Origin of the sequence: Streptomyces sp. NBC_00986 (genome assembly GCF_045162565.1) — a bacterium.
In the GTDB taxonomy this organism is placed as follows: Bacteria; Actinomycetota; Actinomycetes; order Streptomycetales; family Streptomycetaceae; genus Streptomyces.
This window is the reverse complement of record NZ_CP108733.1, coordinates 1,973,871-1,990,239: the sequence shown is the minus strand read 5'-3', so window position 1 is coordinate 1,990,239 and position 16,369 is coordinate 1,973,871. Positions and strand designations below refer to the sequence as shown.

The 16,369-nt window shown below is 70.9% G+C and carries 13 protein-coding genes; 7 read left to right on the top strand and 6 right to left on the bottom strand.

Going from position 1 to position 16,369, the window contains the following annotated elements:
- Positions 1 to 66 precede the first annotated feature (66 nt).
- Genes OG504_RS08755 through OG504_RS08745 form a run of 3 tightly spaced genes read left to right on the top strand, consistent with a single transcriptional unit; the run spans position 67 to position 2,686 of the window.
- Positions 67 to 1,503 (top strand): S8/S53 family peptidase, encoded by a 1,437-nt coding sequence (locus OG504_RS08755; protein ID WP_405989242.1) that lies wholly within the window; start codon positions 67 to 69, stop codon positions 1,501 to 1,503.
- Entirely contained in the window at positions 1,500 to 2,138 is a 639-nt protein-coding gene (locus OG504_RS08750; protein WP_405989241.1) for an RNA polymerase sigma factor, read from the top strand. Before OG504_RS08755 ends, OG504_RS08750 begins: the two co-directional genes overlap by 4 nt.
- Before the next feature lie 5 nt (positions 2,139 to 2,143).
- Positions 2,144 to 2,686: a hypothetical protein gene (locus tag OG504_RS08745; protein ID WP_405989240.1), complete on the top strand. Its 543-nt coding sequence runs from the start codon at positions 2,144 to 2,146 to the stop codon at positions 2,684 to 2,686.
- Between the two features lie 64 nt (positions 2,687 to 2,750).
- Here OG504_RS08745 and OG504_RS08740 read toward each other — a convergent pair whose 3' ends face one another.
- Both OG504_RS08740 and OG504_RS08735 read right to left on the bottom strand, forming a co-directional pair.
- A complete protein-coding gene (locus OG504_RS08740) occupies positions 2,751 to 3,974 on the bottom strand; it encodes a cytochrome P450 (RefSeq protein ID WP_405989239.1) in 1,224 nt (407 codons plus the stop codon).
- 65 nt (positions 3,975 to 4,039) lie between these two features.
- Entirely contained in the window at positions 4,040 to 4,840 is an 801-nt protein-coding gene (locus OG504_RS08735; protein ID WP_405989238.1) for an N-formylglutamate amidohydrolase, read from the bottom strand.
- An 83-nt stretch (positions 4,841 to 4,923) separates the two neighbouring features.
- Between OG504_RS08735 and OG504_RS08730 the strand changes: the two genes are divergently transcribed.
- Entirely contained in the window at positions 4,924 to 5,265 is a 342-nt protein-coding gene (locus OG504_RS08730) for a DUF5713 family protein (protein ID WP_405989237.1), read from the top strand.
- A gap of 78 nt (positions 5,266 to 5,343) precedes the next feature.
- On the opposite strand, the gene OG504_RS08725 is transcribed toward OG504_RS08730, so the two are convergent.
- Entirely contained in the window at positions 5,344 to 7,563 is a 2,220-nt protein-coding gene (locus OG504_RS08725; RefSeq protein ID WP_405989236.1) for an NADP-dependent isocitrate dehydrogenase, read from the bottom strand.
- Between the two features lie 210 nt (positions 7,564 to 7,773).
- Between OG504_RS08725 and OG504_RS08720 the strand changes: the two genes are divergently transcribed.
- Entirely contained in the window at positions 7,774 to 9,345 is a 1,572-nt protein-coding gene (locus tag OG504_RS08720; protein WP_405989235.1) for a M1 family metallopeptidase, read from the top strand.
- A gap of 18 nt (positions 9,346 to 9,363) precedes the next feature.
- Here OG504_RS08720 and OG504_RS08715 read toward each other — a convergent pair whose 3' ends face one another.
- The 3 genes from OG504_RS08715 to OG504_RS08705 all read right to left on the bottom strand — a co-directional run bounded on the left by OG504_RS08715 (position 9,364) and on the right by OG504_RS08705 (position 13,255).
- Positions 9,364 to 10,491: a mechanosensitive ion channel family protein gene (locus OG504_RS08715; protein ID WP_405989234.1), complete on the bottom strand. Its 1,128-nt coding sequence runs from the start codon at positions 10,489 to 10,491 to the stop codon at positions 9,364 to 9,366.
- A gap of 210 nt (positions 10,492 to 10,701) precedes the next feature.
- Entirely contained in the window at positions 10,702 to 12,222 is a 1,521-nt protein-coding gene (locus tag OG504_RS08710) for an amino acid permease (RefSeq protein WP_405989233.1), read from the bottom strand.
- A gap of 34 nt (positions 12,223 to 12,256) precedes the next feature.
- Entirely contained in the window at positions 12,257 to 13,255 is a 999-nt protein-coding gene (locus OG504_RS08705; protein WP_405989232.1) for a hypothetical protein, read from the bottom strand.
- 253 nt (positions 13,256 to 13,508) lie between these two features.
- Here OG504_RS08705 and OG504_RS08700 point away from each other — a divergent pair, with 253 nt between their 5' ends.
- On the top strand, positions 13,509 to 14,948 hold the full coding sequence (locus OG504_RS08700) for an FGGY family carbohydrate kinase (RefSeq protein ID WP_405989231.1): 1,440 nt from the start codon (positions 13,509 to 13,511) through the stop codon (positions 14,946 to 14,948).
- Positions 14,945 to 16,348 carry an FAD-dependent oxidoreductase gene (locus OG504_RS08695; RefSeq protein WP_405989230.1) on the top strand — a complete coding sequence of 468 codons (1,404 nt, stop codon included), beginning with the start codon at positions 14,945 to 14,947 and terminating at the stop codon, positions 16,346 to 16,348. Before OG504_RS08700 ends, OG504_RS08695 begins: the two co-directional genes overlap by 4 nt.
- The last annotated feature ends 21 nt before the right edge of the window (positions 16,349 to 16,369 follow it).

Below are 16,369 nucleotides of genomic sequence, written 5' to 3'. Positions count from 1 at the left end.
TGCTGTATCAAGCAGCGGCCTGGCGGCTCTGATTGACGACCGCCGCCGCAGTGGGAGGAACACGCCATGGCGCCACAGCGATTCCACGAGCAGTTCGACCAGATCCAGCGCTCGATGCCCGACGTCCCCCTGGCGATGGGGCCGGACGACTCCGCCGAGTTCTTCTACGAGAAGGGCGTCGTGCTCGCCCGCGACGGCGAGGAGGCCCGCGTCGTCGAGGACGCCGTCCGTACGCACTTCACCGCGGCCACCGGCCTCAGCGCGGACTCCGTGCGCCGGGCGGGCCCCGAGACCAACCGGTCCGGCATCACCCGCATCCAGGTCGGCGACCCCGGCGTCGGCGACCGGCGCGGCGACCACGCCGTGGCGAACGCGCTGCGCGCCCTGCGCGAGCCGGAGGGCCGTGCCGGACGCCGACTGGTCAGCCGCAACCACGTCGTGTCGATCGCGGTGAACGCCTGCCCCGGCGACGAACCCGTGCCCGCCCCGATCACCGAAGGCGCCAACCCGGCTCCGGCGGAGGCCGGTTACGACCCCGACACCGCCGTGGGCGTCCTCGTCATCGACACCGGCCTCATGCACGACTACCGGTCGTACCCGCTGCTCGCCCACGTCCAGGGCGACGCGCAGATCCGGGAGACCGACGACGCGGGAGTGCTCCAACAGTACGTAGGACACGGCACGTTCATCGCCGGGCTCGTCGCGGCCGTCTCGCCCAACACCGAGGTCACCGTCCGCAACACCCTCAACGACGCCGGCGCCATCCTCGAATCCGACTTCGGCGAGGCCCTGTTCGCCGCCGTCGACCAGAACGGCTGGCCCGACGTCATCAGCCTCTCCGCCGGCACCTCCAACGGCCGCACCGACGGACTCCTCGGCGTCGAGGGCTTCATGCAGCAACTGCGCGGCCAGCGGACCCTGTTGGTGGCGGCGGCCGGCAACAACGCCAGCGCCACGCCCTTCTGGCCCGCCGCCTACGCCGACCTGCCCGACTACCAGGACGTCGTCCTCTCGGTCGGAGCACTGCGCAGCGACGGCGAGTTCGGCGCCTGCTTCAGCAACCACGGCGCCTGGGTCAAGGCCTACGCCCCCGGCGAGCGGCTCGTCGGCCCCCTCACCGGCTTCGGCGCACCCACGCCGTACGCCTACCAGCACACCACCTACGACGCCTGCCGGTTCGGCTTCACCTACTCCTGCACCTGCCAATCACCCACCCACAAGGGCGTGTTGAGCCAGGCCGGGGACGCCGAGCCGGGCAGCCCGGACCAGGTGACGTTCGACGGGCTCGCGCGCTGGAGCGGAACCTCGTTCGCCGCGCCCGTCGCCGCCGGCCTGGTCGCCGCCTTCATGACGGCCAACAAGGAGACCGACGCACGCACCGCCCGCACCCAACTCCTCACGGGGAACACCGAGTACGCCGAAGTGCGCGGGGCGCACGTACCGGCGCTGCGCCCACCCACCTGGCGCCCGGTCCCCGTCGTACCGCTCTCCCCTCCGGCATGACGGCCGGAACCCTCCCCTCCACGGCGTACGATGACATGCCGTACACGAGGGGTGGCACCGTGGAACGTGCAGAGGTCGGCGCGCTCGTCCAGTCCGCCGTCGACGGCGACACGGCGGCCTGGAAGGCGCTCGTGGAGGGGTTGAGCCCACTGGTCTGGTCAGTGGTGCGCGCCCACCGGCTCTCCGACGCCGACGGCCACGAGGTGTACCAGACCGTGTGGTTGCGTTTCTCCCAGCATCTGCGGCGCATCCGCGAACCCGAGAAGGCCGGCTCCTGGCTGGCGAGCACCGCGCGCAACGAGTGCCTGAAGGTGATCAAGTCGCTGCGGCGGCTCATGCCGACGGACGATCCCCAACTCCTCGACCGCATCAGCGAGGAGCGCACCCCCGAGCAGTCGCTGATCGACTCGGAGGAGGCCGCCTCGGACGCCGAGCGCATCCGGCGGCTGTGGCAGGAGTTCGAGCAACTGGGCGAGCGCTGCAGGCAGTTGCTGCGGGTGCTGATGGCGGCGCCGCCGCCCAGCTATCTGGAGGTGTCCGCCGGTCTGGGGATCGCCGTCGGCAGCATCGGCCCGATGCGCCAGCGCTGCCTGCGCCGGCTGCGGGCCCGACTCGACGCCCGGGGGGCGGTGTGAACGGCATGTACGACGACGGTCCCGACGCGTTCGGCGCCTTCGGCCAGGACCCTTTCGACGACGAGGAGTTCGCCGAGCAGGAGGGTGAACAGGACGACGGCGCGGGGGAGTTCGAGGACGGACTCCTGGAGGAGGAGCTGCGCCAGGCCGCCGCCATCCTGGACCCGGTCCCCGCCGAGCTGCGCCAGTTCGCCATGGACGCCTACGCGTTGTACGACCTCGATGCCCGGCTCGCGGAGCTGACCTTCGACTCCCTGGTCGACGCGATCCCGGTCAGAGGGGCCACTGACGTGCCCCGCATGCTGACCTTCACCGCGGGTGAGCTCAGCATCGACGTGGAGGTGACCAGCGAGGGCCTGATGGGCCAGGTGATGCCACCGCAGGCGGCCGGCATCGAGGTGCTGGGCGGCCCCCAGCCCCTGCGCCCCACCACCCTCACGGCCGACGCCATGGGCCGCTTCACCAGCGACGCACCTCCGACCGGCCCCTTCGCGCTACGGCTGAGGGCGGGCGGGGAGGTCGTCGTCACGGAGTGGCTGCGGGCGTGAACACCGGTGCGCGGGGCGGGTGTCGGGACACCTGCCTCGCGCACGGCGATGCGGACACTTCGACCTACCAGGTCACCGGCAACGTCTGCGGCCCCCGGATCATCGTCTTCCGGCGCCACACGATCTCCTCGGCGGGGACGGCGAGTTGAAGCTCGGGGAGCCGGTCGAGCAGCGTGTCGACGAGGAGTTCGGTCTGGAGACGGGCCAGTACGGCGCCGGTGCAGTAGTGCGAGCCGTTGCCGAGCGCCAGGTGCGGGTTCGGATCGCGGTCGACGTCGATGCGGTCCGGGTCGGGGAAGACGGCCGGGTCGCGGTTGGCGGCGAGGTAGGAGACGTAGACCGGATCGCCCGCGCTGATGCGCAGGCCGTGCAACTCGACGTCCTTCAGGGCGATCCGGGCCAGGCCGACCGAGGAGCGGTGCGGGATGTACCGCAGGAGTTCGTCCAACGCGACGCCCCTGCACTCGGGTTGGGCACGCAGGCGCTCCAGCAGTTCGGGGCGGGTGAGCATCAGGTACAGCATCTGGCCGCAGTTGTGGGTGACCGCCTCCCCGCCGATCTGCAACGGGCCCGCCACGCCGGACGCTTCCTCTTCGCTGATCTCGCCGCGGGCGACGGCACCGCCCAGCAGCGAGTACACATCGGTGCCGTCGCTCTCGGCGCGGGCGCGGATCGTGTCGGTGATCCACGCGTACATGCCCTGCTTGGCGCGGTCGGCGGCCTCGGCGCCGCCGGACATGGAGATGATCTGCCGCGTCCAGGCGTGCACCTGCTCCCGGTCCGCGTCGGGCACGCCCATGACCTCGCTGACCACGGCGATCGGGAACGGTTCGAGGACCCGCTCGATCAGGTCGGCGGGCGGCCCGTCCGCCACGACCCCGTCGACGAGCGTGTCGAGCAGTGACTGCGCGCGGGGCCGCAGCCGCTTCATCGCGCCGACCGTGAACGCGCCCGCGACCGCCTTGCGGAGCCGGTTGTGGTCGGGCTGGTCGGCGAACGCCAGTGACCCCGGGCGGGGCTTGAAGTGCGGGGCCATGCGCGTCACTTGACGGGTGGTGACCTCCGCGCGGCCGAACCGCGGATCGTTCGTGATCATCTTCACGTCGTCGTAGCGGGTGGCCAGCCACGCCCAGCCCTCACCGTGCGGCAGCCGGATCCGGGTCAGCGGGCCCTCGCGCATGAGCTCCGCGAGGACCGGGTCGAACTCCGTCCCGGTCAGGTCGAGCGGGGGCCAGTCCCGGACGGGGGGCGGGGCCTGGCCGGTCAGCGTGGTGGTCTCCTCGGTCATGCGTCCACCCTCGTACGCCCCCGCCCGCCTGTCCTGCGGGAGTGCTCCAGCCGGAGGGCCGGACGCTATCCGGATACGGCGTTCACGAGCGTCGTCAGCGCGGAGGCGAGCCGGGCGACTCCGGGGCCGTCAGCCGCACCGCCGGGCTCCGCCATGTACGTGTCCCGGCGGATCTCCACCATGAGTGCGCCGACCGCGGGCTCCTTGCCGTAGAACTCCAGCGGCACGTAGGTACCGATGAACGGGCTGTCGAGCCCGATCTCCCCGCACCCCGCGAACGCCTCGCGGGCCGCCGACAGGAGTGCGGGCGGGGTGTGGAGGGTGTCGGTGCCCAGGCAGACGGCGGGTCGCGGGTCGGTGCCGTGGAGTTCGTAGGGGAGCGGGGTGGTGGGGTAGGAGTGCAGGTCGATGACGACGGCCCGGCCGGTGGCGGCGAGGCGGTCGGCGACGGCTTCCGTCATCGCGCGGGCGTACGGGCGGAAGCAGCGGGCGATCAGCGGCTCGGGGTCGTGGTCGGCGGGCCGTAGGTCGGCGTGATGGGTGGTGCGGGTGTAGACGGCGCCCATGCCGACGGCGAGCATCTCCTCGCGCTCGTCCGGGAAGCGTTCCGGATCGACGACCAGACGCGACAACCGGTTCACGAACCGCCAGGGGGTGACCGCACACGCGCGTGCCGCCTCGGCGGCGATCCGGGCGGTGTGGCTGTCGGTGATGTGGTCCAGTTCGCGTTCCAACGCCGGGTCGTCCAGCAGGATGTCCGCGCGGACGTCGGCCGGTATCTCCCGTGCGGAGTGCGGCACATGGAGGATCACGGGGGATCCCGCGGCGCCGGGCAGCAACTCGAAGGACGGCTCGGTGGGGGACACGGGCGGCTCCCGGGGCGTTGTCAGTGGCGTGGTGCAGGATCAAGGTATCCGCAGCGACGATCACGGACCGGGGGAGCAGCACCATGCCCGTCAGCAACGAGCAGATCACCGAGCACGCCTTCCTGCGCGCGCTGTACCGGGACGAGTACTACCCCGACCACGTCGTCGACCTCGGCAAGGCGATCCTGCTGCGCCTGTGCGAGCGCATCGAGACCGAGCGCCCCGCCGACCTGCCCGCGCTGTATGCCCTCACCGAGGTTGCCACCGAGGAGTTCAACGCCCTGCAGGACGACTTCGAGGCGGCCGACAGCGAGATCGAGACGGTGGCGCGCGAGGAGATAGCGGAGGACTTCTGGTTCGTGGCGAAGGCGTACGGCTTCGGGGACGCGGATGTGGAGGAGCTCATTGCCGTACGGGACTGGTGAGCGGCCGGCCGGCGTGGGCGAACGCAGCCGCCCCGGCCGGAGATCCCGGCCGGGGCGGAGTGACTCGGAGTGCCTGCGTCAGCTCAGGGAAGCCAGCGCCTCGTTCCACGTCGTCGACGGGCGCATGACCTTCGCGGCCTTGGCCGGGTCGGGCTGGTAGTAGCCGCCGATGTCGACCGGGCTGCCCTGCACCGCGCCGAGCTCCTCGACGATCTTCTCCTGGGTGCCCGCGAGGGTCTCCGCGAGGGACGCGAACGCCTTCGCGAGGTCCGCGTCGTCGGTCTGCGCGGCCAGCTCCTGCGCCCAGTACAGGGACAGGAAGAAGTGGCTGCCGCGGTTGTCGATGCCGCCGACGCGACGGGTCGGCGACTTGTCCTCGTTGAGGAAGGTCGCCGTCGCGCGGTCGAGGGTGTCGGCGAGGACCTGGGCGCGGGCGTTGCCGGTGAACGTCGCGTACTGCTCCAGGGAGGGGACCAGCGCGAAGAACTCACCGAGCGAGTCCCAGCGCAGGTAGTTCTCCTTGACCAGCTGCTGCACGTGCTTCGGCGCGGAGCCGCCGGCGCCCGTCTCGAAGAGGCCGCCGCCCGCCATCAGCGGGACGACCGACAGCATCTTGGCGCTGGTGCCCAGCTCCAGGATGGGGAAGAGGTCGGTCAGGTAGTCGCGCAGCACATTGCCGGTCACCGAGATGGTGTCCTCGCCGCGGCGGATGCGCTCCACCGACAGCTGGGTCGCCTCGACCGGGGCGAGGATGCGGATGTCCAGACCCTCGGTGTCGTGCTCCGGCAGGTACGCGTTGACCTTGGCGATCAGCTGGGCGTCGTGCGCGCGGGTCTCGTCGAGCCAGAACACCGCCGGGTTGCCGGTGGCGCGGGCGCGGGTGACGGCGAGCTTCACCCAGTCCTTGATCGGGGCGTCCTTGGTCTGGCAGGCACGGAAGATGTCGCCCTTGGCGACCGCCTGCTCCAGGACGACGTTGCCGGCCTGGTCGACGAGGCGGACCGTACCGGCGGCCGGGACCTCGAAGGTCTTGTCGTGCGAGCCGTACTCCTCGGCCTTCTGCGCCATCAGGCCGACGTTCGGGACCGAGCCCATGGTGGACGGGTCGTAGGCGCCGTGGGCGCGGCAGTCGTCAAGGACGGCCTGGTAGACGCCGGAGTAGGAGGAGTCCGGGAGCACCGCGAGGGTGTCGGCCTCGGCGCCGTCCGGGCCCCACATGTGGCCGGAGGTGCGGATCATGGCCGGCATCGAGGCGTCGACGATGACGTCGGACGGCACGTGCAGGTTGGTGATGCCCTTGTCGGAGTCGACCATCGCGAGCGCGGGGCCCTCGGCGATCTCCGCGTCGAAGGACGCCTTGATCGCGTCGCCCTCGGGCAGCGCGGCCAGGCCCTTGAGGATGCCGCCGAGACCGTCGTTCGGGGAGAGACCGGCCGCGGCGAGCGTGGCGCCGTACTGCTCGAAGGTCTTCGGGAAGAAGGCGCGGACCACGTGGCCGAAGATGATCGGGTCGGAGACCTTCATCATCGTGGCCTTGAGGTGCACGGAGAACAGGATGTCCTCGGCCTTGGCGCGGGCGATCTGCGCGGTGAGGAACTCACGCAGCTCGGCGACGTGCAGCACGGAGGCGTCGACGACCTCGTCCTTGAGGACGGGTACGGACTCGCGCAGCACGGTGGTGGTGCCGTCCGCGGCGACCAGCTCGATCTTCAGCGAACCGGCGTCGGCGATCGTCACGGACTTCTCGGTGGAGCGGAAGTCGTTCTCGCCCATGGTCGCGACATTGGTCTTCGAGTCCGCCGACCAGGCGCCCATGCGGTGCGGGTGGGTCTTGGCGTACTTCTTGACCGAGGCGGGGGCACGCCGGTCGGAGTTGCCCTCACGCAGGACCGGGTTGACCGCCGAGCCCTTGATCTTGTCGTAACGGGACTGGATGTCCCGCTCCTCGTCGGTCTTCGGGTCGTCCGGGTAGTTCGGCAGCGCGTAACCCTGCTCCTGCAGCTCGGCCACGGCGGCCTTGAGCTGCGGGATGGACGCCGAGATGTTCGGTAGCTTGATGATGTTGGCCTCGGGCGTCTTCGCCAGTTCGCCCAGCTCGTGCAGGGCGTCCGGGATCCGCTGGTCCTCGGTCAGGTACTCCGGGAACACGGCGATGATGCGCCCGGCCAGCGAGATGTCCCGCGTGGTCACGGCGACACCCGCCTGCGAGGCGTACGCCTGGACCACCGGCAGGAAGGAATACGTCGCCAGGGCCGGGGCCTCGTCAGTGTGCGTATAGATGATGGTCGAGTCAGTCACCGGTGCTCCGCTCCACGTCTGCAACATTGCTCGACATCAAGATATCTCGTGCTCGGGTTCCGCTCGACAGCGGTCCGTCCGCACTGCGCGAACACCCGTGCGCGATCCGGGGGCAACCGACCGACCGGTTCGGCAGTCAGTAACGGGTGGATCGCCTTTACTGACCGACGGCCGGAGCTGACCACCCGGCCGCCCGAGCGAAAGCGGATCATGAGATATCGCAGCAGAGTGACGGCCCCCGCGGCCGCCCTGATCGGTACGGCCACGGCGCTGACCGTGGGTTCCCCGGCCTTCGCGGCCGGACGGGGGAAGGGAGACGAGACAACCGGACGGGGAAACGGCACCGAGGGCGCCGAGACCCTCGACGACCCGGTCTTCCCGACCCTCGGCAACGACGGCTACCGCGTCCTGTCCTACGACCTCGACCTCGCCTACGACCCGACGACCAAACTTGTCGACGGCACGGCCACGATCGAACTCCGCACGACCGAAGCCCTGAGCCGGTACTCCCTGGACGCCCTCGGCCTCGACATCCGCACGGTCCGCGTCCAGGGCCGTAGGGCCGACTTCGAGCAGGCCGGCGAGAAGCTGCGGATCACGCCCGTCAGGACGCTCCCGGCGAGGGCCCGGGTCTCCGTGTGCGTGGAGTACTCCGTCGACCCGGGCCGCGCCGCCGCGCCCACCGGCGGCTGGGTCGTCACCCCCGACGGTTTCGCGGTGTGCGGCCAGCCGAACCTGGCGCACACCGTCTTCCCCTGCAACGACCACCCCAGCGACAAGGCCGACTTCACGTTCCGGATCACCGTCCCGGACGGGCTGCGCGGGGTCGCGAACGGTCAACTGGTGTGCACCGAGCGGCTGGACGGCGACCGGACCGCGTTCAGCTACCGCTCGCGCTCGCCGATGGCGACCGAGCTGGTGCAGATCACCGTCGGCGACTACGTGATCAAGCACCGGCAGGGCCCGCACGGGCTGGCGCTGCGGGACGTCGTGCCGACCGCCCGCGCCGCCGCCCTGGAACCGGCGCTCGCGCTGACCCCCGGCCTCGTCGACTGGCTCGAACAGCGCCTGGGGGCCTACCCGTTCGAGACGTACGGACTGCTGCCCTGCAACTCCGACGCCCCGAACGCCTTTGATTTCACGGGACTTGAGACCCAGACCCTCACCCTCTACAAGCCGAACTTCCTGCTCCAGGAGGAGAGCAAGATCGGCTCGCACATGATGCACGAGCTGGTCCACTCCTGGTTCGGCAACAGCGTCAGCCCCGCCACCTGGGCCGACCTGTGGCTGAACGAGGGCCACGCCGACTTCTACGGACTCCTCTACCGCTACGAGCGCGGCTGGCCCGACTCCCTCGGCCTGACCACGATGGAAGCCCGCATGAAGGACACCTACGCCCGCGGCGACCAGTGGCGCCACGACTCGGGCCCGGTCGCCGCCCCGAACGCGGTCGACCTCTTCGACAACCAGCGCTACCTGGGCGGCGTCCTTGTCCTGTACGCCCTGCGGGAGTTCATCGGCGAGGACACCTTCCACGCCGTCGAACGCGCCTTCCTCGCCCGGTACCGCGACTCCTCGGCGACGACCGAGGACTACATCGCCGTCGCCTCGAAGGTCTCCCGCCAGGACCTGTCCGGCTTCCTGCGGGACTGGCTGTACGGTACGGCGACCCCGCGCATGCCCGGTCATCCGGACTGGACGGTGACGCCGGTGAACCCATCGCTCACCGTCCCGCACAGCCGGACCGGCGGGCACTACCGCGACAACTCCGCGACGCTCTGAGGGAGTTGACCGGTCAGGTCAGTCGAGCCGGGTGGAGGGGACTTCGCCCGGCTCGTCCTCGGAGATGCGCTGTTGCGGTATGGCGGCCACGCCCTGTGTGACCACCCCCTGCGGGAGCGCCCCCTGCTGGAGTGCCACCGTACGGGTCGGTGCCGGGATGCGGATGCCCTCGGCGCGGTAGCGCTTGTGCAGGCGCTTGATGAACTCGTGCTTGATGCGGAACTGGTCGCTGAACTCGCCGACCCCCAGAATCACCGTGAAGCCGATGCGGGAGTCGCCGAACGTGTGGAAGCGGATGGCAGGTTCGTGCTCCGGGAGCGCGCCGGTGATGTCGGTCATGACCTCGGCGATGACCTCCATGGTCACCTCCTCGACATGCTCCAGGTCGCTGTCGTAGCCGACGCCCACCTGGACCAGGATCGTCAACTCCTGCTCGGGACGCATGAAGTTGGTCATGTTCGTCTTGGCGAGCTGGCCGTTCGGTATCACGACGAGGTTGTTGGAGAGCGCCCGTACCGTCGTCTGGCGCCAGTTGATGTCCTCGACGTAACCCTCCTCGCCGCTGCTCAGCTTGATGTAGTCGCCGGGCTGCACGGTCTTCGAGGCGAGGATGTGGATGCCCGCGAACAGGTTGGCGAGGGTGTCCTGAAGGGCGAGCGCAACGGCGAGGCCGCCGACGCCCAGGGCGGTCAGCATGGGCGCTATCGAGATGCCCAGCGTCTGCAGCATCACCAGGAAGCCGATCGCAAGGACCAGTATCCGGGTGATGTTGACGAAGATCGTGGCCGAACCGGCCACCCCGGAGCGGGAGTTGGTGACCGCCCGGACCAGTCCCGCTATCACCCGGGCCGCCGACACCGTCACGGCCAGGATGATCAGCACCTTGAGGGTCTGGTTGACCTGGTGCTGGACCGTGCGCGTCAGCGGCAGCACCGCGCCCGCGACCGACGCGCTGCCGATGACCGCCGACCACGGCAGCACGCTGCGCAGCGCGTCGACCATCACGTCGTCACCGCTCCAGCGGGTGCGGTCGGCGTGCTTGCCGAGCCAGCGCAGCAGTATCCGCAGCAGGAACGCCGCCAACAGGCCCGAGGCCAGCGCTATTCCGGCGAGCATGAAGTCGTCCAGGGTCGGCGTGCGGTTCACCGGTCACCTCCGGGGAGAGAAACGGCGGCGAAGAGTGCCACCGACGGCCGGATGTGAAGAGTCGTCACGTAGTCCACCTGCTCGATATCGCGGGCATTGCCGGAAGTGCGGTCGCGCCGGCCGGAACGGTTCTCCGCACCGGCGCGACCGCTCATCCTGCCGTATCCGGACGGGGAGTTCGTACCTCCCCCGGGGCTGTGAGCACGGCTTTCAGACGATTCCCTCGGCCAGTTCGGCCTGGTCGCGGTCCGAGCCGTAGGCGGCCGTGGTCGGGGTGCCGTAGGAGCGGCGGGCGACGTACCACCACACACTGGCCAGGATCAGGACGACGGCGAGGGCGATGGACGCGTAGTTCATCGAGTCGGCCGTCACCGGCGAGGACTGCGGCAGACAGAACAGGACGGTCACGCAGGCCACCCACACCACGGCGACCCAGCCGACCGGTCTGCTCCAGCGGCCCAGGCTCCACGGACCCGGCTGAAAACGGTCCCCCGCGCGCAGACGCAGGAACACGGGGATGGCGTACGCGGGGGTGATCCCGATGACGTTGATCGCGGTGACCGCGCCGTACGCCGTCGTCGAGTAGAGGGACGGCAGGGCGAGCACTCCGGCCGCCACCACCGCCAGCCATACGGCGGCCACCGGGGTCTGTGTGCGGCTGCTGACCTTGCGCCACAGGGCCGAGCCGGGCAGGGCCTTGTCCCGGCTGAACGCGAAGACCATGCGGCTGGCGGCGGCGACCTCGGCGTTGCCGCAGAAGAGCTGCGCGACGATCACGACGAGGAGCAGGGCGCTCGCGCCGTCCGTGCCGAGGCCGTCGAGGAGGATCTGCGCGGGCGGCACCCCGGTGCTGCTGTTCCGGGTGCCCGCGTAGTCCTGGATCGCGAAGGTGAGGCCCGCGAGCAGGGCGAAACCCGCTATCCACGAGACCCAGATGGAGCGGACGATGCCGCGTGCCGCCGACACCGACGCGTTCGACGTCTCCTCGGACAGGTGCGCGGAGGCGTCGTAGCCGGAGAAGGTGTATTGAGCCAACAGCAGGCCAATTGCCGCCACGTACACGGGATTTGACCAGCCGGTGTCGTTCGCGAACTTCGTGAACACGAAGGACGCCGACTGGTGGTGGTCCGGGACGATCGCCAGCGCGCCGACGATCACCGCGACGCCGGCCAGGTGCCACCACACGCTGATCGAGTTGAGCACGCTGACCAGCCGGACGCCGAAGAGGTTGAGTAAGGCGTGCAGCAGCAGGATGCCCAGGAAGATCAGCATGGTCCTGCCGGGCGTCGGCTCGAAGTCCCACTGGATGCTCGCGAAGGCGCCGGTGAACAGGGCCGCGCCGTAGTCGATGCCGGCGATCGCGCCCAGCAGACCGAGCAGATTCAGCCAGCCCGTGTACCAGCCCCAGCGCCGGCCGCCGAGCCGGTCGGCCATGTAGTACAGGGCGCCGGACGTCGGATACGCGCTGGTGACCTCGGCCAGCGCGAGCCCCACGCAGAGCACGAACAGGCCTACGCCCGCCCAGCCCCACAGCATCACGGCGGGGCCGCCCGCGCCCATGCCGAAGCCGTACAGGGTCATGCAGCCGGACAGGACCGAGATCACCGAGAAGCTGATCGCGAAGTTGCCGAAACCGCCCATGCGGCGGGCGAGCACCGGCCGGTAGCCGAGTTCGCGCAGGCGCTGTTCCTCGTCGTGCTGCGGATCATCAGCGGAATTGAGCGTCGACAAGACGGAACCTCCGGGGGTAGGGGATGCGGGGATCTCAGGGGCGCCCACCGGGATCGCGGGCCGCCCGGCAGCGCGCGCGGGCCTGCACGAACACCTCCGCCGCCTGGGCCGGATCGCCCGGCAGCGGGGTGCGGTAGGCCCATGGCGCGGCCGTGTAGTACGGGCCGAGCGCGTCGAACACCCGGGCCGCGTCCGGGAATTGGAGCGCGCCCCACAGCGCGTGGGCGAGATGGTTCAGGTCCAGCAGCGAGCGCTCGGCCATGTGCGTGTGCTCGAACCAGAGGTGCAGGGCCCGGCGCGCCTCACGGCCGGCGTCCTCCGCCACCCAGTGCAGATCGAGGGCGGCATCCTGCCCACCGCCGCGCCGGTACCGCTCGACCCGCACATACAGCGGCAGGACGTGCAGCGCGGAACCCCGCGGCGCCGACTCCGCCGCCCAGTGCGCGTAGCCGACCGCCTCCGTCGGCCGCCCCGAGGACGCACGTGCGTACAGGAACTGCAGCATCCGGTGGTGCGCCTCGCGGTTGAACGGGTCGCGCCGGTCGGCCTCGGCCAGCAGCCCCCACGGCCCCGTCGGCAGCATCGGCTCCGGCGGCTCGGCCCGGTGCTCGTCCCAGCGCTGGTCCCGGTCGATCTGCGCGAGCGCCAGCAGACACACCCACGGCACCGGGTCGTGGGGCGCGACCCGCGTCGCGCTCTCGCTCGCGTCCCAGGCCTCGACCCACAGTTCGTGCGTACGACGGTGCTTCTCGCGGTGCGCACGCAGCGCGCGCTCCACCGCGACCCGGGCCCGCATCACCGCGGCCGGGACACTGTCCGGCTCCTCCGCGAGCCAGGCCCGCACCACGTCGGTACCGGCCGCCGCTGCCGCCAGGACCTGGGTGCGCTGCGTCCACTGCCACCACTGGGTGGTGTCGGCGAGCAGACCGCGCATCGCCATCCAGCGCCCGGTCCGCAGATCCTGCAGCGCCGCGCGCAGAGCCGTGTCGTGACCGGCGGGATCGTAGGCGGGACGTGCTCCGTCTCTCGCCATCAGCCGCCCGCCGCAGAGCGGTTGACGGGCATGACGGCAGGGTGGAGTAACAACAGCCCTCCTGCGGGCGGCGGTCGAGGAGATCACGTCGGTCCGCGGTCACTATAGAGGCGCCCGTTCCGCATCACCGCTCGTTTCCCGATCGTCCCCAACTCGGTGGATATATCTGCGAGTTGATCGATGATCAGAAACCCTTGACGTCCGGTGCGGACCGGCGGCAGTCTGTCGTGCGGTGATCTACGGGAGGGGTGGTATGACGGGTCCGGTACTCGCCGTCGACCAGGGAACATCCGGCACGAAGGCCCTGGTGATCTGTCCCGAACGCGGCGTGATCGGCACCGGGTTCGTCTCGGTGGGGACCCGCCGACTGCCGGGCGGCCTGGTCGAGGCCGACCCCGAGGAACTCTACGAATCGGTGCTCGTCGCCGGCCGCCGCGCACTCGCCGAGGCCGGTGAACCCGTGACCGCACTGGGCCTCGCCAACCAGGGCGAGACCGTCCTCGCCTGGGACCCCGACACCGGCATGCCGCTCACCGACGCACTCGTCTGGCAGGACCGGCGGGCGGAGAGCGTCTGCGCCGAACTCGCCGAGCACGCCGACGAGTTGCGCCATCTGACCGGCCTGCCGCTCGACCCGTACTTCGCCGCACCCAAGATGGCCTGGATCCGCCGCCACGTCACCCGCGACGGCATGGTCACCACCAGCGACTCCTGGCTCGTCCACCGCCTCACCGGCACCCACGTCACCGACGCGGCGACCGCGGGCCGCACCCAGCTCCTCGACCTCGACAGGGCCGCCTGGTCACCCCGCGCCCTCGACCTCTACGGCCTGTCCGGAGAACACCTCCCGGGTGTCGTCGACTGCGCCGGACTCATCGGTACGACAACGGCGTTCGGCGCGGAGATCCCGCTCACCGGGCTCGTGGTCGACCAGCAGGCGGCCCTCCTCGCCCAGCGCATCACCGCACCCGGCGGCGCCAAGTGCACCTACGGCACAGGGGCGTTCCTCCTCGCGCACACCGGCGACACACCCCGGCGCGGCGACTCGGGACTGGTGAGCTGCGTGGCGTGGCGGCTCGGCGGGCGGACCAGCTACTGCCTCGACGGTCAGGTCTACACGGCCGCGTCCGCCGTACGGTGGCTCACCGACCTCGGCGTCATCAGCGGCGCCGCAGACCTGGACCGGGTGGGCGGAGCCGTGTCCGACAGCGGCGGCGTCACCTTCGTACCGGCCCTCGCCGGGCTCGCCGCCCCCTGGTGGCGCGGCGACCTGCGCGGCTCCCTCACCGGCCTCGGCCTCGACACCACCTCCGGACACCTGGTGCGCGCCCTGTGCGAGGGCCTCGCCGCCCAGGTCGTCGAACTCGCCGAAGCCGCCGCGACCGACCTCGGCACACCCCTGGACGTCCTGCGCGTCGACGGCGGCCTGACCCGCTCGGCGCTGCTCATGCAGACGCAGGCCGATCTCCTCCAACGCCCCGTCGAGGTCTCCGCGCTGCCCGACGCGACCGCCCTCGGCGTGGGCGCGCTGGCCCAACTCGGCGCGGAGCCAGGGCTGTCGCTCGCCGACGCCCTGCCCGACTGGAAACCCGCCGCCGTCTACGAACCGCGCATCACCGCCGGCCACGCGGCCGAACGCCTCGCCGCCTTCCGCACCGAAGTCACGGCACTGCTCGACCGGACCCCTGCATGACGGTCACGGCCAACGGGCCGCTGCCGTCGGGGAGTTACGACGTGGCGGTGGTCGGCGCGGGAGTCGTCGGCTGCGCCATCGCCCGCGAACTCGCCCGCCGGCCGCGCCTGCGAGTGGCCCTCGTCGAGGCCCAGGACGACGTCGGCCAGGGCACCTCGAAAGCGAACACCGCCATCCTGCACACCGGCTTCGACGCGGTACCGGGCTCCCTCGAAGCACGGCTCGTCCGCGAAGGGGCACGCCGACTCGCCGCGTACGCCGCCGAGTCGGGCATCGCCGTCGAACCGGTGGGCGCGCTGCTCGTGGCCTGGGACGAGGAACAGCTGGCAGCGCTACCGCACTTGGCGGGGAAAGCCGTACGGAATGAATACGGCGACACCCGCCTGATCGACCCTCCCGAACTCTACGAACGCGAGCCACACCTCGGCCCGGGCGCGCTCGGCGCCCTGCACGTGCCCGGCGAGAGCATCATCTGCCCGTGGACGACGACACTGGCGTACGCGACCCAAGCGGTCCGGCACGGGGTCGACCTGCACCTCAACTCCCCTGTGAGTGAAGTCAGTCGGCGAGACGGAGCCCACCTCCTCACCACCCCCCGAGGAACCCTCCGCACCCGGCACCTCATCAACGCGGCCGGACTGCACGCCGACACCCTCGACCGTCACCTCGGTCACCACGACTTCACGGTCACCCCGCGCCGGGGCCAACTGATCGTCTTCGACAAGCTCGCCCGCGACCTGGTCCACCACATCCTCCTGCCCGTCCCCACGGCACTCGGCAAAGGGGTCCTGGTCACCCCGACCGTCTACGGCAACCTGCTCCTCGGCCCCACCGCCGAGGACCTGGACGACAAGCGCGCGAGCGGCTCGACCGCCGAAGGACTCGCCCTGCTGCGGGAGAAGGGCGCACGGATCCTCCCCGCGCTGCTCGGCGAGGAGGTCACCGCCGTCTACGCCGGTCTGCGCGCCGCCACCGAACAGGACGACTACCGCATCACCGCCCACCCCGAGCAGGCGTACATCACGGTCGGCGGCATCCGCTCCACCGGCCTGACGGCTTCCATGGCCATCGCCGCGCACGTGACCGCGCTGCTGGCCGACACGGGCCTCGACCTCGGCCCGGCCAAGGACTTGGACCCGGTCCGCATGCCGAACCTCGGCGACGCACACCCGCGCCCCCACCAGAACGCCCAACTCGTCGCCGCGGACCCGGAGTACGGCACCCTCGTCTGTCACTGCGAGCGGGTCTCGCGCGGCGAGATCCGGGACGCGCTCGCGAGTACGGTGCCGCCGCGCAACCTCGACGGACTGCGTCGGCGTACGCGGGCACGGGCGGGGCGTTGTCAGGGGTTCTATTGCGGGGCGGCGGTACGGGAGTTGTTCGAAGGAGCCGGGGCATGATCCACCCGACGCGCGAAGGCA